This window comes from Agromyces sp. CF514 (genome assembly GCF_900113185.1).
Classification (GTDB): domain Bacteria; phylum Actinomycetota; class Actinomycetes; order Actinomycetales; family Microbacteriaceae; genus Agromyces.
This window is the reverse complement of sequence record NZ_FOZD01000001.1, coordinates 559,518-576,265: the sequence shown is the minus strand read 5'-3', so window position 1 is coordinate 576,265 and position 16,748 is coordinate 559,518. Positions and strand designations below refer to the sequence as shown.

14 protein-coding genes and 2 tRNA genes are annotated in these 16,748 nt (G+C 70.1%); 7 read left to right on the top strand and 9 right to left on the bottom strand.

Going from position 1 to position 16,748, the window contains the following annotated elements; translation table 11 throughout:
• Positions 1–233: 233 nt before the first annotated feature.
• Complete coding sequence (locus BM342_RS02535; RefSeq protein WP_092966407.1) at positions 234–1,241, bottom strand: LacI family DNA-binding transcriptional regulator; 1,008 nt, start codon at positions 1,239–1,241, stop codon at positions 234–236.
• A 141-nt stretch (positions 1,242–1,382) separates the two neighbouring features.
• Between BM342_RS02535 and BM342_RS02530 the strand changes: the two genes are divergently transcribed.
• Complete coding sequence (locus BM342_RS02530) at positions 1,383–1,706, top strand: DUF7882 family protein (protein WP_092963948.1); 324 nt, start codon at positions 1,383–1,385, stop codon at positions 1,704–1,706.
• A 63-nt stretch (positions 1,707–1,769) separates the two neighbouring features.
• On the opposite strand, the gene BM342_RS02525 is transcribed toward BM342_RS02530, so the two are convergent.
• Positions 1,770–2,147 carry a DUF7882 family protein gene (locus BM342_RS02525; protein WP_092963947.1) on the bottom strand — a complete coding sequence of 126 codons (378 nt, stop codon included), beginning with the start codon at positions 2,145–2,147 and terminating at the stop codon, positions 1,770–1,772.
• A 133-nt stretch (positions 2,148–2,280) separates the two neighbouring features.
• Positions 2,281–2,445: a hypothetical protein gene (locus tag BM342_RS19755; RefSeq protein ID WP_177232025.1), complete on the bottom strand. Its 165-nt coding sequence runs from the start codon at positions 2,443–2,445 to the stop codon at positions 2,281–2,283.
• A gap of 310 nt (positions 2,446–2,755) precedes the next feature.
• Here BM342_RS19755 and BM342_RS02520 point away from each other — a divergent pair, with 310 nt between their 5' ends.
• Positions 2,756–3,640, top strand: a complete 885-nt coding sequence (locus BM342_RS02520; protein WP_092963946.1) for an SDR family oxidoreductase — start codon at positions 2,756–2,758, stop codon at positions 3,638–3,640.
• A 142-nt stretch (positions 3,641–3,782) separates the two neighbouring features.
• A complete protein-coding gene (locus BM342_RS02515) occupies positions 3,783–4,748 on the top strand; it encodes a DNA topoisomerase IB (protein ID WP_092963945.1) in 966 nt (321 codons plus the stop codon).
• A 5-nt stretch (positions 4,749–4,753) separates the two neighbouring features.
• Here BM342_RS02515 and BM342_RS02510 read toward each other — a convergent pair whose 3' ends face one another.
• The gene (locus BM342_RS02510; RefSeq protein ID WP_092963944.1) at positions 4,754–7,270 is read right to left on the bottom strand and encodes an ATP-dependent DNA ligase; all 2,517 of its coding nucleotides are present in this window, start codon (positions 7,268–7,270) and stop codon (positions 4,754–4,756) included.
• Positions 7,271–7,328: 58 nt separating this feature from the next.
• Between BM342_RS02510 and BM342_RS02505 the strand changes: the two genes are divergently transcribed.
• The 4 genes from BM342_RS02505 (at position 7,329) to BM342_RS02495 (ending at position 12,885) form a co-directional block, all read left to right on the top strand.
• Complete coding sequence (locus tag BM342_RS02505) at positions 7,329–8,243, top strand: non-homologous end joining protein Ku (RefSeq protein WP_092963943.1); 915 nt, start codon at positions 7,329–7,331, stop codon at positions 8,241–8,243.
• 13 nt (positions 8,244–8,256) lie between these two features.
• Positions 8,257–8,418, top strand: coding sequence for a hypothetical protein (locus BM342_RS19750; protein WP_177232024.1), 162 nt, complete (start codon positions 8,257–8,259; stop codon positions 8,416–8,418).
• 112 nt (positions 8,419–8,530) lie between these two features.
• Positions 8,531–12,049, top strand: a complete 3,519-nt coding sequence (locus tag BM342_RS02500) for a carboxypeptidase regulatory-like domain-containing protein (protein WP_143109733.1) — start codon at positions 8,531–8,533, stop codon at positions 12,047–12,049.
• 86 nt (positions 12,050–12,135) lie between these two features.
• Complete coding sequence (locus BM342_RS02495; protein WP_092963941.1) at positions 12,136–12,885, top strand: ABC transporter permease; 750 nt, start codon at positions 12,136–12,138, stop codon at positions 12,883–12,885.
• Positions 12,886–12,967: 82 nt separating this feature from the next.
• Here the strand turns inward: BM342_RS02495 and BM342_RS19745 are convergent, their stop codons facing one another.
• From BM342_RS19745 to BM342_RS02470, 5 genes are all read right to left on the bottom strand, one after another.
• On the bottom strand, positions 12,968–13,393 hold the full coding sequence (locus tag BM342_RS19745) for a hypothetical protein (RefSeq protein ID WP_092963940.1): 426 nt from the start codon (positions 13,391–13,393) through the stop codon (positions 12,968–12,970).
• A gap of 121 nt (positions 13,394–13,514) precedes the next feature.
• Positions 13,515–13,603: transfer RNA gene (locus tag BM342_RS02485), tRNA-Ser, on the bottom strand.
• Positions 13,604–13,734: 131 nt separating this feature from the next.
• Complete coding sequence (locus tag BM342_RS02480; protein ID WP_255368470.1) at positions 13,735–15,066, bottom strand: LCP family protein; 1,332 nt, start codon at positions 15,064–15,066, stop codon at positions 13,735–13,737.
• Positions 15,067–15,138: 72 nt separating this feature from the next.
• Positions 15,139–15,223 (bottom strand) — tRNA-Ser (locus tag BM342_RS02475).
• Between the two features lie 118 nt (positions 15,224–15,341).
• Complete coding sequence (locus BM342_RS02470; RefSeq protein WP_255368469.1) at positions 15,342–16,685, bottom strand: LCP family protein; 1,344 nt, start codon at positions 16,683–16,685, stop codon at positions 15,342–15,344.
• Positions 16,686–16,748 lie beyond the last annotated feature (63 nt).

Below are 16,748 nucleotides of genomic sequence, written 5' to 3'. Positions count from 1 at the left end.
GATGCGGTGAGTGACGTGGTCACGCGGCGGTCTCCTCTTCGAACGGGCGCGCCGTGTCGGTGGAGACGACGGCGTCGATGTCCGTCAAGGTATTGAAGGCAACAGGATGATGCAACTATTCAACAATGCGACAGAAATTTGCGACGACTTACGTCAAATTGCGGATGTCGCTTGCAGATTCCGCGCAAGCGGCACGTCGTCGACGTTGCCGTCGAGTCGCAGCGAACTCGGCGTCAGCGCGGAGCGGGCGCCGTCGAGGCGCGCACGACGAGCTCGGGCGCGAAGAAGACCTCGTCGCCGATGCTGCGCTCGCTCGACATCTGGCGCATGAGCAGCTCGATGATCATCTTGCCCATGGCCTCGATCGGCTGGCGCACGGTGGTGAGCGGCGGCTCGGTGCAGTTCATGAGCGCCGAGTCGTCGTAGCCGATGACCGACACGTCCTCGGGCACGCGCAGCCCCGCGCGACGCACGGCCCGCACGGCGCCGAGGGCCATCGGATCGCTCGCGCAGACGATGCCCGTGACGCCCGCCGCGATGAGCTTGGTCGCCGCGGTCTGCCCGGACTCGAGCGAGAAGAGGGAGTGCACGACGCGGTCCTCGCCGAGCTCGACGCCGTGCCGCTCGGCCATGCGCACGGCCGCCGCGTGCTTGCGCTGCGACGGGATGTGGTCGCGAGGCCCCAGCAGGATGCCGATGCGCTCGTGCCCGAGCTGGAGCAGGTGTCCGAACGCCTGCTCCATCGAGGTGACGTCGTCGCACGAGACGGTCGCGAAGCCGATGCCGTCGACGGGTGCGTTCACGAGCACGGTCGGCAGCTTGAGCTCCCGCAGGCGCTCGTAGTGCTCGTGGTTCGCGTCGGCCTGGGCGTAGGCGCCGCCCGCGAAGATCACGCCGGAGACCTGCTGGTGCAGCAGCAACTCGACGTAGTCGGTCTCTGAGATGCCTCCGGCGGTCTGGATGCAGAGCACGGGCGTGTAGCCGTTCTGCGCGAGCCCACCGCCGATCGACTCCGCGAGCGCGGGGAAGATGGGGTTCTGCAGCTCGGGCATCACGAGACCGACGAGCCTGGCCCGCTCGCCCCGGAGCTTGGTCGGCCGCTCGTAGCCGAGCACGTCGAGCGCGGTGAGCACCGCGTCGCGGGTCGACGCCGAGACGCCCGGCTTGCCGTTCAGCACCCGACTGACGGTCGCCTCGCTGACTCCGACCTTGCGCGCGACATCCGCCAGCCTCCTCGACATGAGCGCCATGCTACGGCAGGGCGCGCAAGAACTCGACAATTCGATGCAGGGGATGGCGCGGACCGTGCCCTGCCGATTCCGACCGCAAACCGAGCCGGTCGGCGCGGATCCAAGCCGACCCGGGCGGACTAGAGTCGCCTCATGGGTCGGCTCATCTACAACTCCTCACCTCGCGAGATCGAGATCGACGACCGCACGCTCGCCCACCTGCGCGTGGCGATCATCAACAAGCTGCGCCGCTCCGAGAGCTTCTCGATGACGTGGGAGCACGGCGTGGCGAACGGCAGCGGGCGCACCACGATCTGGATCCACGAGTCCATCCCGCTGCAGTTCGTGTTCAGCGGCAACCGCCCGCCCAAGCTCAATCGGCTGTGGATCGAGCAACTGCTCCTGACCGCGAACAGCACCTCGGGCCTGCAGTACGTTCCCGAGCCCGACGAGGACGACCCGATCGACGTGGACTGACCCGGCACGATCTCGACGCGTTCGGCCGAGCAGGCCGGAGCGGCGCCCGTACCGGCCGAGAGATCAGGCCTCGGGCGTGACCGGCTGCACGTCGACGCCGACCTGCACGGGCTGATCGGGCATCGTCGGGATGGGGTCGGTGTCGAGGTGCTCGGGAACGAGGCGGATGCCCCCCGTGCTGTTCGCCGACCGCATGAGATCCTCGATCCACTCGCGGCTGAGCTCGGGCGTCTCGGGCTCGTCGAAGACGAATCGGAGCGGGATCGACGGATGCAGCCACAGCGTGCTGCGGCCGCGCGGCTGGTCGTCGGCGTGCTGCCACGACAGCGTGAAGCTCTCGCCTCGCCGCAGCTTGGTCGTGATCGCCACCTTGACGTGCGCCAGCGCGCGATCCTCGATGCCGATCGGGGTTCCGGAGTCACCGTAGTAGAGCGTTCCCACCCGCCAAATATACGTCCGAGCGGCCCGCGGCGTGCATTCGATCGCGACGCCGGCCGCGGCGAGCCGTCGTCGGCCGGGCACACGACGACGCGGGCGGTCCGAAGACCGCCCGCGTCGTGAAGAAGCCCGTCGATCAGACGGTGCGCTTGCCCCCGAGGAAGCGCACCAGCCACACGATGACCGCGAGGATCAGGAGCACGAGTCCTACCCAGAGCAGGAAGTTCAGCGACTGCACGAATCCGCCGGTGAACAGCAGGATGATGGCGACGATGGCGATGATGGCGACGAGGATGTTCATGATCTCTCCTTCTCAGGATCCGCGCGACCCTGGTCGGGGCGACGGACGTTCGGCCTCCGCAGATCTGCGATCGGCGGAACCTCGGGGCGGATGCGCTCCGTGTCCTCCACGTTATGGCGCCCCGGAGATCCGCGCTGGGGGTTGACCGCCTCACGACGGGCCTGCTAGTCGCGCGTCCGCGGGCGCCGCCGGACGTCGGAGAGGCCGCTCCGCGATGGAGGTGCGCCGCGACATCCGCCGATGTCAACCCCCGGCGGCGGATGCCCGCGCTGCATAGCGTGGAGGCGTCCGCGGACGGGAGGAGGAACGCATGTTGAACCACTCGCTCATCGACCCGACCACGAAGCACACCACCGATCCGTTCCCGAAGCAGGAACAGCAGCCACCGGGCCTCACCGAGCGCATGGCGCCGCTGCCCGACCACGGCGAGCAGAGCTATCGCGGGGGCGGGCGGCTGCGGGGCAGGCGAGCGCTCATCACGGGCGGCGACTCGGGCATCGGTCGCGCGGTCGCGATCGCGTTCGCCCGCGAGGGCGCGCAGGTCGCGATCTCGTACCTGCCGAGCGAGCAGGCCGATGCCGACGAGACGGCCGCCTGGATCGCCGACGCGGGCCGCGACCCGCTGCTGCTGCCGGGCGACCTGAGCAGCGAGGCGCACTGCAACGACCTCGTGCACGACACGGAGGCCGCGTTCGGCGGTCTCGACCTGCTGGTGCTGAACGCCGCGCACCAGCGCGACCGCGGCAGCATCGAGCAGATCCCGACCGACGACTTCGAACGCGTGATGCGAGTGAACCTGTTCGCGCCCGTCTTCCTCGCTCGGGCCGCCGTCCCGCATATGCAGGCCGGCTCGTCGATCATCTCGACCTCGTCGATCCAGGCGTTCGACCCGTCGTCGTCGCTCGTCGACTACGCCATGACGAAGGCCGCCCTCGTCGCGTTCACGAAGGCCCTCGCCGAGGAGCTCGGGCCCCGCGGCATCCGCGTCAATGCGGTCGCACCCGGACCGATCTGGACGCCGCTGATCCCCGCGACGGGCTGGCCGGATCACGTGCCGGAGTTCGGGCACGACACCCCGCTCGGGCGGGCGGGCCAGCCGGCCGAACTCGCGGGCGCGTACGTCTACCTGGCATCCGACGAGGCGTCGTACGTCTCGGGCGCGGTGCTTCCCGTGACCGGCGGGCGGGGACTGTGACCCCGCCCGCCCCGCCATCGGCTTTCGAGAAGGGAACACGACCGTGCCACGACGCAGGAACGCATCGCTGAAGGATCCCGAGCTCTACGAGACGCTGCGCGACCACTGAGCGAGCGACGACGGCACCCGACGAACTGCACCGATGCCACGCCTCAGGCACGTCGAGCCGTACACCGCACCCGGATACACGCGGGTGCGACGCGGTCGCGGCTTCGGGTTCGTGCACTCCGACGGCACGGCTCCTGGCCGCGCCGAGCGCACGCGAATCGTGGACCTCGCCGTCCCGCCCGCGTGGGAACAGGTCTGGATCGCGGATGCCGCGAACGCGCACATCCTCGCGGTCGGCGTCGATGCCGCAGGCCGTCGCCAGTACGTCTACCACCCCGCCTGGCGCGAGCGGCAGGACCTCGAGAAGTTCGACCGCATGCTCGACCTCGCGCGTCGGCTGCCCGATGCGCGAGGCGCGACCGAGCGAGACCTGGCACTGCCCGACCTGCCGCGCGAACGGGTGCTCGCGGCGGCGTTCCGCACGCTCGAGCTCGGGGCGATCCGCGTCGGCAGCGAGGAGTCGCTCGCGGGTTTCCGCAGCCGCGGCCTCACCACGCTGCTCGTACGCAACGCCACGGTCGACGACGACACCGTGCGGCTGCGGTTCCGGGCGAAGGGCGGAATCCGTCAGGACCTCCGCTTCGCGGATGCCGCCCTGGCCGGGTTCGTCGAACGTGCGCGAGAACGCTCGTCGGCCGGGCGCCTGTACGCGTGGATGGACGGCCGACGATTCCGGGCCGTCGGGCCCTCCGACGTGAACGAGCACATCCGGTCCCGGACGGGTGGGGACTTCACCGCGAAGGACTTCCGCACCCTGCGCGGCACCGTGACCGCTGCCGAACGGCTCGCCGAGCTCGGTCCGGCGAGCACGAGACGCGCCCGCGACGTCGCCGTGCGCGACGCGATCGAGCAGACGAGCCGCGTGCTCGGCAACACGCCGGCCATCGCGAAGGGCAGCTACGTCGACCCGCGCGTCATCGCGGCGTACGAGCTCGACCGGACGATCTCGCTGCGCGGATCGCGCGAGCGAGCGCTGCTCGACCTGCTCGGCGAGGGCTGAGCCGGTCAGACCTCTCGCACCACCTCGCCGGGTGACTTGTCGGCCCGGAGGCCCCGCCAGCGCGGATGCCGGGCGACCCCGGTGCTCGTCCACTCGGCGAGCTCGATCTCCCCGACGAGCAGCGGCTCGACCCAGACGGCGTCGGCGGCATCCGCCTCGGGCACGGCGACGAACGGCGACGTGGCGCGCACGGCCTCGTCGAGCCGCGACAGCAGCCGCTCGGACTCCAGCTCGCGCAGGCCGCTGCCGACCCGACCGGCGTACTCGAGGCCGTGCTCGACGCCGCTCGACCCCGGTATGCCGACGAGCAGCGAGCGGATGCGGCCCGTGCGGCTGCCGACGCCCCGACGGTAGCCGCCGATCACGACCTCCTGCGTGCGCGTGAGCTTGAGCTTCAGCCACTGCTCGGAGCGCGATCCGGGGTCGTACGCGGAGTCCGGATGCTTGGCCACGAGCCCCTCGAGCCCGAGCCGGCGCGCTTCGGCGAGCGCGTCGGCCGCCGAGCCCGCGGCGAGCGCCGGAACCTCGACGGGCACGCCCGAACCCGGCCGCACGAGGCGCTCGAGCCGTCGCCGACGCTCGTGGTACGGGGCTTCCGTCACGTCGTCGCCCGCGATCTCGAGCACGTCGAACAGCAGCAGCCGAACCGGGGCGGTGGTCGCGAGCCGCTGCACCTCGCGGGCCCGGGTGAGGTTCATGCGCGACTGCAGCAGCTCGAAGCTCGGTCGGCCGTCGTCGTCGAGGGCGACGAGCTCCCCGTCGACCAGGGCGTCGCCGCGGAGTGCCGACGGCAGTCCCGCCAGCTCGGGATAGCGCGCGGTCACGTCGTTGCCGTTCCGGCTGACCATGCGCAGCCCGCCGCCGTCGGTGCGCGCGAGCACGCGGATGCCGTCCCACTTGTACTCGAGCGCCCACTCCCCCGTCGAGACGAGCCCGAGGGTGCCGGGCGACGCGAGCATCGGCCGCACGGTGATCGGCTCGACGACGCCCGCTGACGCCTCGACGTGCCCGCCGGTCGGGATCGCGGATGCCGCGGGCGGCCCGTCGGCGGCCGCGAACCCCCCGCCACCGCCTTCCGACGTCGAAGGCACGGGCGCGGCATCCGTCGCCGACCGCTGGTCCTTCATGCGGTGCAGCAGCCACTGCGACTTCTCGCCCTCGCCCGACGTGCGGATGAGTGCCAGGCGCACCGTGCCGAGCGGGCCGCCCGGGCGCCCGGTGAGCGTGAAGATGACCTCGGCGTCGCGCCACTTCTCGGCCGTGTAGGTCCCGGTGTCCCAGACGGTCATGCTGCCTGCGCCGTACTGGCCTGCGGGAATCGTGCCCTCGAAGTCGAGGTACTCCATGGGGTGGTCCTCGGTCTGCACGGCGAGGTGGTTCACGCCCGTGTCGTCGGGTACGCCCTTCGGCACCGCCCAGCTCTTCAGCACCCCGTCGCGCTCGAGCCGCAGGTCGAAGTGCAGCCGGCGCGCGTGATGCTCGCCGATCACGAACCGCGTCGCCCCGACGACCGCCCCGCCCCCGGACGCGCCCCACGCCGAGGCGGGCATGGGCTCGGGCGTGGACCCGCTCGTGCGCATCGAGAGGTACGTCGCCAGCGGGCCGCTTCCGGCCGTGGCGCCCGCCGCGCCCGAGTCCGCGAGTGCCGCAGTCGGATCGATCCCGGATGCCACGCGCTCGAGCACCTCGTGCGCCTCGAGGTGTCGCAGGCCGGGGTCGTCGAGCTCCTCCCACGTGCGCGGCGCCGCGACCGTCGGGCGTGGCCGGCCGCGCAGCGAGTACGGCGCGATGGTCGTCTTCCTGCCGTTGTTCTGGCTCCAGTCGATGAGCACACGGCCAGAGCGCACGATCTTGCTCATGCTCGACACGATGAGGCCGGGGTGGTCGGCCTCGAGCGCACGCGCGAGCTCGCGCGCGACCTCGGACACCTGCTCGGAGGTCTGCCGTCCGTCGAGCGGTGCGTACAGGTGGATGCCCTTGCTCCCGCTCGTGACCGGCGTCGCCTCGAGCCCCATGCCGGCGACGAGCGCGCGCACGAGGCGGGCGACCTCGGCGCACTCGGCCAGGCCGACCCCCTCGCCCGGGTCGAGGTCGAACACGATGCGATCCGGGTTCGCCGGCTGCCCGTCGGGCGCGAACCGCCACTGCGGCACGTGCACCTCGAGCGAGGCCTGCTGGGCGAGCCACACGAGCGATGCCCGGTCGCCGGCGATCGGATACGGCTTGTCGCCGTCCGAGTGGCGGATCACCCCGCGCCGAAGCCACTCGGGCGCGTGCTCGTCGAGGGTCTTCTCGAAGAACGGCTTCTCGGGGGCATCCGCCGTCCCGACGCCGTGCACCCACCTGAGCCTCGTGACCGGGCGACCGGCGACGAGCGGCACCATGACGGGCGCAATCTCGGCGTAGTAGGCGATGACCTCGCCCTTCGTCATGCCCGTCTCGGGATACATGACCTTGTCGAGGTTCGTCAGCCGGAGCCTCCGGCCGTCGACCTCGACGAGTTGGCGCTCCCCCTCGGCCATGCCCCCATCCTGCCATCGGGGGTTCCACCTCGGCGGGAAGAGGTGTTCACTGGAAGGCATGCGAGCCGTCTGGAAAGGGGCGGTCACATTCGGCCTGGTCAATGTGCCCGTCAAGCTCTACAGCGCCACCGAGGACCACGACGTGTCCCTCCACCAGGTGCACGACGCCGATGGCGGACGCATCCGGTACCAGCGCATCTGCGAGATCGACGGGCAGGTCGTCGAGTACAAGAACATCGACAAGGCCTACGACGACGGTGAGCGCACGGTCGTGATCACCGACCAGGACCTCAAGTCGCTGCCCGCCGAGCGCAGTCGCGAGATCGAGGTCGTCGAGTTCGTGCCGACCGACCAGATCGACCCGATCATGTTCGACCGCAGCTACTACCTCGAGCCCGACTCGGCGTCGTCGAAGGCCTACGTGTTGCTGCGCGAGACCCTCGAGTCGACCGACCGCACGGCGATCGTGCGCATGGCCCTACGTCAGAAGACCCGGCTCGCGGCCCTGCGCGTGCACGGCAAGGTGCTCATGGTGCAGACCCTGCTCTGGAGCGACGAGGTGCGACAGGCCGCGTTCCCGGCGCTCGACGAGGCCGTCAAGGTCACCGCGAAGGAGCTCGAGCTCTCGAAGCAGCTCGTCGAGAGCCTGGTCGCCGAATTCAAGCCCGACGAGTACGTCGACGAGTACCAGCAGGAGCTCCGCACGCTCATCGCCGCCAAGCTCGAGCAGGGCGACGCCCTCGACACCGCGGCCACGTTCGGCGAGCAGCCCGAAGAGACGGGCGGCGAGGTCATCGACCTCATGGAGGCGCTGCGCCGCTCGATCGCCACCAAGCGCGGAGGGGCGGATGCCGCGGGCGGCGAGTCCGAGACATCCGGCGCCAAGTCGCCGAAGGGCGGGTCCGCCCCGAAGAAGCCGAAGACCGACAAGGCCAAGGCCGACAAGGCCAAGGCCCGCAAAGCCGCATCATGAGAGGAGCACACCCGTGACCGATTTCGTCGACCCGCTCGAAGAACCGCTCGACTCCGACCGCGACCCCCGCAACGGCGAGGACTGGGCGGCACAGGATGCCGCGGCCGCACGCTACGACGCCGAGCGCCGCGAGGCCGAGAACGCGGCCGCCGAGGCCGAAGAGGTCGAGGACTAGGCGCCGGTACTTCCGCAACTTCCCTTCCCTGTGGTGGAATCTTTCCACCCTCGTTCAGTGCCGTCCGCTGCGACCGCGGGTTCCTGCTTGACCCGAACCCGTGGAGACCCGATTGACCGGCATTGCCGCCTCACGCTGCGCACGCGCGCACTCCTTCGCTCGAGCTGCGCTCGCCCTCGTCATCGGGGCGATGCTCGCGTTCTCGACCGTGCAACCTGCCTCCGCAGAGGTGTCACCGTACGCGAGCATCACCGGCACGGTCAGGGGCCCCAGCGGTGAACCGCTGCCCGGCGCCACCGTCGAGCTCGTCGAGGAACTCCCCGCTGAATTGGGCGGGTCGAGCTCGCGGTTCGCCATGACCGACGCAACCGGGGTGTACACCCTGTCCACCGTCGACCCGGGCATCTACACCCTGAAGTTCTCCCAGTACGCCGCGGTCGCATCCGAATGGTGGGGCGGCCGATCCGATCTCACGACGGCCGAGAAGTTCGAAGTGAGTGCGGGGCAGGCGCTCACCGGAATGGATTTCCAGTTGCGGCCTGCCGCGACCGTCAGCGGCACGATCAGCGGAGAAGGCACCGAGGACGTCTCGAAGTTCGACGTCTACCTGTACGAGCTCATGGACGACGGATCGCATCGCTATCGCGGGCGATCCTTGGTCGCGCGTAACGGAACGTACAGTTTCGGGCAGCTGCTTGGGGGCAGGTACACCATCCGGGCGATCGTCCCCGATTCGTCGCTCTACGTCGCGGCATGGTGGGGTGGCGTCGGCCACGAACCCGATGCGCACCACTTCACCGTCGCGACGGGCGAAGCGGTGCGGGGCATCGATCTCCGCCTCCCGATCGGCGCGAAGATCTCGGGTTCGGTGAAAGACGAGCTCGGCAAGCCGTTCAGCTATCAATCGGTACGGGCCTATGAATTGACGCCTGCGGGGTACCGGGTGAAGGCGTACGCCTGGTCGTCGTCGAGCGGAGCGTACGAGTTCATCGGGCTGCCGAGCGGCACCTACAAGGTGTCGTTCACGCCGGAATCCGATCGGTACTTCGGCGAGTGGTGGCAGGACGCGCCGGACGAGGCCGCAGCCAGGCCGATCGATGTCGCGCAAGGCCAGGCCGTGCGCAACATCGATCTCGACCCGGCCCTGCGGTCGACGATCTCAGGGGTCGTGCGGGCACCTGACGGAACCGGTGTGGCAGGCGCCCGGGTCGAGGTCTTCTCGACCGCCGACTTGTCGAACGCCCTGAAGGTCCTCCGGTCCGATGCGAACGGCGCGTACTCCTTCGCTCCGCTGGATCCGGGTACCTACACGATCCGCATCGAACCGCCGTTTCCGTTCATCTCGCAGTGGTGGAGCGGTCAGCGCAGCTCGGCGACGGCGCGCACCATCCCACTCGGCGAGCGTGACCACGTGAATGCGGATGTCGAGCTCGAGTTGGGAGGCACGCTCTCCGGAATCGTGAGCAACCGGAACGGAGCGCCGCTCGAGGATGTGCGGGTCTTCGCGTTCGACGCTGGGAACAACTCCCAGACGATCGTCGGCGAAGGCCGGACCTCGTCCGACGGCACGTACACCGTTCGTGGTCTGGATCCCGGCCGCTACGTCCTGCGCTTCCTGCCGCCCGAGACGATGGGCGCCCGCGCGGAGTGGTGGGACGGCGCGACCGACCGCGCCTCCGCGAAACCCGTCGAGGTCTCCATCGGCGGTGTCGTATCCGGCCTCGATGCCAAGCTTGCGACCGGGGCAGCACTCAAGGGGACAGTGACCGGGGTCGACGGCAAGCCCCTGCTGAACACTTTGGTGACCGCGTACCGACTCGGCACGGACGGGTGGTACCGGCAATACCGCTACGCCTATGCCGATGCGCGAGGCGATTATTCGCTGGTCGGACTGCTCGCGGGTTCCTACGTCCTGGAGTTCGTCCCCCCGCCGCTCTCGGGCTACACCAAGGAGTTCTGGAACGACCAGACCCTCTCCGGCGATTCAGACCCGATCGAGTTGCTCGAGGACCAGTCCGTGTCGGGCTTGAACGCAGTCCTCACCCGAGGCGTGGCGCTCTCGGCTCCCACCGTCTCGGGCCGTGCGAACGTCGGCTCCACGCTCACGGTCACGGCGTCCTCCACCGATGCTGCCGTCGCCTTCGCCTATCGATGGCTGGCCGACGGCGCTCCCCTCGCGGGAGAGACCGAGCCGACCCTCGAGCTCACGGACGAGCACCTCGGCAAGCGCCTCAGCGCCGAGGTCACGGCCTCGAAGCCCGGGTACGAGATGACGACCCGGACGACCGATGAGACGACACCGGTCGCGCTCATCGAGCCTGCGCAGCTCTCGGCGCCGAGCATCAGCGGGATCGCGGCGGTCGGGAAGACGATGACGGCGCACGCGGCCTCGAGCACGCCCGGCGCCGCGTTCGCCTATGCATGGCTCGCCGACGGTGTCCCGATCGACGGCGCCACGCAGGCTGCGTTCACCCTCGGCGCGGCGCAACTCGGCACCCGCGTCTCGGTGAGGGTGTCGGTCACGGCATCGGGGTACGGACCCGGCACCAGCGAATCGGCCGCGACCGCAATGGTCGCCCCCGGAACGCCGACGGTCGGGACGCCCACGATCTCGGGAACCGCCGCGACCGGCTCGATCCTGACGGCGAAACCCGGAGGGTGGACCTCCGGAACCTCGTTCACCTATCAGTGGGACGCGGACGGCACCGCCATCGCGGGGGCGACTGCTGCCACGATCAGCCTGACCGACGAGGTTGCCGGCAAGGCGATCACGGTCCGGGTGACGGGGACCGCAGCCGGGTACGAGACCATCACCAAGACCTCTGCTGCCACATCGAAGGTGTTCCTCGCCCCGGTCCCCACGATCGCCGGCACGGCCTCGGTCGGCTCGACGCTCACGGCGGATCCAGGAACCTGGACCGCGGGCGCGACGCTCGCGTACCAGTGGTACGCATCCGGCACCGCGATCCCCGGTGCGACTGCCGCCACGCTCAAGCTCAGGCGTACGCAGACCGGCCGACAGGTCACCGTCCGCGTCACCGGCGCGCTCAGCGGATACCCGACCACAGCCAGGTCCTCGGCGCCCGGGCTGAAGGCCACGACGGCCGGCACGCCCACGATCACCGGCACAGCGGCGACCGGCTCGCTCCTGACCGCGAAACCCGGAGGGTGGACCCATGGAACCTCGTTCACCTACCAGTGGTACGCGGACGGCACCGCCATCGCCGGAGCGACCGCTGCCACGATCATGCTGACCGACGGACTGGCCGGCAAGGCGATCACGGTCCGGGTGACGGGGACCGCAGCCGGGTACGTGACCGTCAGCAAGACATCCACCGCGACACCCAAGGTGTCTCGGGCTGCACCGGCGGCCCCGAACACCGGGACACCCATCGGAGATCCGCGCCCTGCCACGACCTCGACGCCGCCGGCGACCCTCGTTCCCCCTGAGGCACCCATCGCCTCCGACAGGGCCGCGACCGGGTCGCTCCCCACCGCGGAACCTGACGCGCGACCATGGGGCACGACGAGCGGTGAACGTCCGCCGGTGGCTCCTCCACCGGTGTCGACGCCGGATACCGCAGACCCAGCAGAGATGTCGACAGGCGACGAGGCGACCGCGGAGGAGTAGCCGCGGGTCGGCGCTTCGACTCCAAAAGGCGGACGACCCACGGCGGCGCTCAACTGGGCGTCGTGCGTCGTCACTAGGCTCGGCCCATGACGTGGCCGGGCGAGCTCCTTCCGACGCTGGTCGGCGTGCTGGCGCTCATCGCGCTCACGACGCTCGTGCTCGCCGTCGCGCACGTGCCGCACCGGTGGGCGCCCGCGCTCGCGATCCTGCGCGGTACAGCTCAGCTCGCGGTGATCAGCGTGGTGCTCACGGGCGTGATCTCCGATCCGCTCTGGGTCGGCGCCGCCCTCGTGGTCATGTTCGGAGTGGCCGCCGCAACCGCGACCCGGCGCATCGGGTGGTCGGCCGCGCACGCGACGATGGTCGCGGGCGGCATGGCGATCGGCATCGTCGTGACGCTGACCATCGTCTTCGCGACGGGAGCGATCGAGTTCTCGGCCCGCTACGTGCTCGCGATGGGCGGCATCGTGATCGGCAACGCGATGACCATCGCGACGCTCGCGGGGCGACGCTTCACCGAGGGCACGATCGATCGGTGGGACGAGGTCGAGGCGTGGATGTCGCTCGGCGCGACACCCCGCCAGTCGACCGTCGACATCGTGCGCAACGCGATCTCGAACGCGCTCATCCCCGCGACCGACCAGACGAAGACGACCGGGCTCGTCACCTTGCCCGGCGCGTTCGTCGGCGCCATCTTCGGCGGGGTCTCGCCGCTCGAGGCGGGGCGGTTCCAGATCGTCGTGCTCGCGGCGATCATGGCCGCTGGCGCGATCACGGCAGTGCTCGTGGTGCGATGGCTGGCACCGGTCACGCGCAAGCCCCTCCCGCTCGGCTGAGCCGGCCGCCCCGGAATGCGCGAAGCGCGCGACATCCGTCGATCGGATGCCGCGCGCTCGCGTCGTGCGGTGGTGCGGGGTCCTACTTGCAGACCTCGGTGACGGTGACGGCTGCGGCCTGGATGTCGCCGGATGCCGTCGCCTGCGCGTCGGCGTCGGGGGTGAAGTCCTCGGTGGCCTCAGCCGGCAGCGTGGCGGCGTAGTCCTCGGCGGCGACGACCTTCTCCTGCACGCCCTCGATCGCCTTCGTGAGGTCGGCGTTGTCGGCGTTGTCGGCGGCGAGCTCGTCGAGGCGCTTCGAGTAGCCCTCGAGCGTCTCGGTCAGCGACTGGTCGGCCGCGGTCGCGATGGCGTTCTGCGCGCCGTTCGAGATGTCGCGCACGGCGACCCGGACGACCTCGCAGTTGTCGTCGCCGGATGCGCCGTCGGTCGTGCTCGTGGCGCAACCGGTGAACAGCAGTGCGCCGGCGAAGAGCAGCGCGGTGGTGGTGATGATCTTCTTCTGCATGGTGGCAGGGCTCCCAACGGATTGTGTAACCCCAAGAGCCTAGGGGCCCCGGCTGCAAGCTGCCACCCGGGCTATCCCTGAGTCGACGAAACCCCTCACGAGGAGGGGTTTCGTTCAGGTGCGGAGACGAGGGGATTTGAACCCCTGGTCCCCTTACGGGGACTCCACCTTAGCAGGGTGGTGCACTCGGCCGGACTATGCGACGTCTCCTCGCGGACGCTTTCGCGAACGCGACTGCCATCATAACCCGCGGACGCCGCGAAACACGATTCGGCGGCGCCCGCGGCCCTGACCGCTCACGGAATCACGCGCGTCCGCCTGCGGCGAGGAGCGTCGAAGGCCTACTGGTCGTCGAGCGTGCGGCCCGACGAGCAGCGCGTCTCGGCAGCGGTCTGACCCGAGACGTCGCTCGGCAGCGCTTCGGTCGAAGCGGGAACGGCCGGATCCGCCGGTGCTTCGACCGCGGTGTCGTCGGCGGGCACCTCTTCGGTGGCGGCATCGTCGGGAGCGGGCTCCGTCGTGTCTGCGGGATCGGCTGGGATCGCACTGGGATCGCCCGCCGACGCGAAGGCCGACTCCTGAGCGGCCGCGTCGAACGTCACCGGCATGTCGTTCTGCAGCGCGGTGTTGACGTACTCGGCGGAATCGGTCGGCGCGACGGCGCCCCCGCCCTCGACGTACGCGGTCGGGTACTGGATGAAGGCGATCTTGGCCAGATCGGTGTCCTTGAGGGCCTTGGCGATCGAGATCATGCGCGTCGGGTCCATGAGGCTGTCGGACAGCTGCATGTTCGCGAGGGCGGCCTTGGCGATGCCGTAGAGCTTCGCGGGATCGGTGAGGGTGCCGTTGGACTGCAGCGTGCGCGCGAGCGACGAGAGGAACACCTGCTGGTTCGAGATGCGGGCCAGGTCGCTGCCGTCGCCGACGCCGTGACGCGTGCGGAGGAACTGCAGCGCTGCGACGCCGGAGAGCGTGTGCATGCCGGCATCGAGGAACGTGCCGGTGTACTCGTCTTCGATAGGATCCGCGACGCAGACCTCGACGCCGCCGACCGCCTCGGACAGCCCTGCGACGCCCATGAACTGCACGATGCCGGCGAACGGGATGGTCACGCCGACGAGGCTCTCGACGGTCTTCACGACGCAGCCGAGGCCGCCGTACGAGAGCACCGTGTTGATCTTGACGCCGGACTGCTCGTACAGCGGATCGCCGTTCGGGTCTTCAGGGTCGGTGCACGCGGGGATGTCGACGAGCATGTCGCGGGGGAAGCTCACGACCGATGCGTTCGTGTGGTCTTCGGAGATGTGCAGCAGCATCGTGACGTCGTTCAGCACGGCCGTCTCTTCAGTCGGGTCGCCGAACGCCTCGCCCTGCCCCTGACGGCTGTCGCTGCCGACCACCAGGAGGTTGATGCCGCCTTCCATCGCTCCGACGTCTGGCACGCCCTCGAGCACGTCCTCGTTGCCGAGGGTCACGGTGGGTTGGGCGGTGCTCGCGAGATCCCACGCGGCGTAGGCTGCCACGGCCGATCCGGAGACGAGCGCGACCGCCGCGACGGACGCGACGACCTTTCCGATCGAACGCAACAGGCTGTGGCGCTTCAGACGCCCGTGGCGTGCAAAGGAGGGGTTCTTGGCGGCGTTGCGGGAGCTGTGCTGGCGATCGTCGGTCACGGTCACCTCTCTCGGTGGTCGGTCGCTCGGTCAAGCGGTTCGGGTCGGCTGGGGGACGGTACGACACGAGTGCGGAGGGCGTGGGATTCGAACCCACGAGACATTTCTGCCCACTGGTTTTCAAGACCAGCTCCATCGGCCGCTCGGACAGCCCTCCATGCCGCACCCGGGTTCGTCGGAACGCTCTCGGGACGGACAGGCCACGATTCTAGCCGACTCGTATCCCGACAACATTTCCAGCACACCCTGTGAACGTCCTGATGCGGAACCGGGAATCACCCTTCGTTCGCGGTCGAGCAGCGAACCTCGGCGGCGGTCTGCCCCGTGACGTCGGTGGGGAGGGCGCCGGTCGGCGGAGGCGTCTCGCCGGCTTCGCCGGTCTCGTCGGTGCCCTCGTCGGTGCCATCCTCGGGAGCTGGCGGGGCGGCGGTCGTGGGGTCGGCTCCGGTGCCGAACTCGGCGTCGGTCGTGGCGGCCGGGTCGAGCACGATCGGCTGGTCGGCCTGCAGCGCCGCGTTGACGAGGCCGGCGGATTCGGTGGGCTCGACGGCGCTCTGGTCGAAGGTATAGGCGGTCGGGTACTGCACGAACGCCACCTTCGACAGGTCGATGTCCTGCACGGCGCGGGCGATCGAGACGAGCACGGTCGGGTTCTGCATCGCACTCGAGAGGCTCATGTTCGCGAGGATCGCCTTCGCCATCGAGTAGAGCTTCACGGGGTCGCCCAGCGTGCCGTCGGCCTGGAGCTTGCGCATGAGGGCGGACATGAACACCTGCTGGTTCGAGATGCGCCCGAGGTCGCTGCCGTCGCCGACGCCGTGCCTGGTGCGGAGGAACTGCAGCGCCTGCATCCCGGTGAGCGACTGCATGCCGGCCGCGAGGTGGATGCCGGTGTAGTCGTCGTCGATCTGCTCCGCGACGCACACGTCGACGCCGCCCACCGCCTCGGCGAGCGCCGCGACGCCGTAGAACTCGACGATGCCGCCGACAGGGATCGTCACGCCGGTGAGCTGCCCGACGGTCGCGGCCACGCAGTTGAAGCCGCCGTACGAGAGCACGGTGTTGATCTTCACCGCCGACAGGGCCGAGAGCGGTTCGCCGTTCGGGTCGGCCGGGTCCGGGCACTCCGGCACCTCGACGAGCATGTCCCTCGGAAAGCTCACGACCTCGACGTGCGAGTGGTCCTGCGAGATGTGCACGAGCATCGTGACGTCGTTGAGGACCGCGGACTCCTCTTCGGGGTCGCCGAAGGCGCCGTCGGCCGGACGCTTGTCACTGCCCACGAGCAGGAAGTTCAGGCCGCCGTCCATGGCGCCGATGTCGGGCACGCCTTCGAGGATCTCCTCGTTCGCGAGGGTCAGCGTCGGCGCGGACACGGCGGTGGTGACGAGGTCGACGGCGGCGAATGCGGCGACCGCGATGCCGCTGATCGCGACGACGGCGACGACGGATGCCGCGAGCTTCGCTGCGGAGATCCAGCCGTTGCGGCGGGGCATGCGCCCGTGACGCGGCGGTTCCGGTGCCGTCGGTCCGGGCGCCGGCACCCCGTCGGCAGGCGCCATGGACTCGGGCTCGACCTCGTCGGCCGGTCCGGACTTCCCTCCGCGATCATCGCTCACGACGGCACTCCCCCCAGAATGCCGAGTGTAACCGGGTGGGCCGGGCCCGGCACGGGAGGCGGG

What these genes read in the sequence shown, in the direction of transcription:
- BM342_RS02535 (WP_092966407.1), bottom strand. Translation starts at nt 1,241, where the DNA reads ATGTCGAGGAGGCTGGCGGATGTCGCGCGCAAGGTCGGAGTCAGCGAG.
- BM342_RS02530 (WP_092963948.1), top strand. Translation starts at nt 1,383, where the DNA reads ATGGGTCGGCTCATCTACAACTCCTCACCTCGCGAGATCGAGATCGAC.
- BM342_RS19755 (WP_177232025.1), bottom strand. Translation starts at nt 2,445, where the DNA reads ATGAACATCCTCGTCGCCATCATCGCCATCGTCGCCATCATCCTGCTG.
- BM342_RS02520 (WP_092963946.1), top strand. Translation starts at nt 2,756, where the DNA reads ATGTTGAACCACTCGCTCATCGACCCGACCACGAAGCACACCACCGAT.
- BM342_RS02515 (WP_092963945.1), top strand. Translation starts at nt 3,783, where the DNA reads ATGCCACGCCTCAGGCACGTCGAGCCGTACACCGCACCCGGATACACG.
- BM342_RS02510 (WP_092963944.1), bottom strand. Translation starts at nt 7,270, where the DNA reads ATGGCCGAGGGGGAGCGCCAACTCGTCGAGGTCGACGGCCGGAGGCTC.
- BM342_RS02505 (WP_092963943.1), top strand. Translation starts at nt 7,329, where the DNA reads ATGCGAGCCGTCTGGAAAGGGGCGGTCACATTCGGCCTGGTCAATGTG.
- BM342_RS02495 (WP_092963941.1), top strand. Translation starts at nt 12,136, where the DNA reads ATGACGTGGCCGGGCGAGCTCCTTCCGACGCTGGTCGGCGTGCTGGCG.
- BM342_RS19745 (WP_092963940.1), bottom strand. Translation starts at nt 13,393, where the DNA reads ATGCAGAAGAAGATCATCACCACCACCGCGCTGCTCTTCGCCGGCGCA.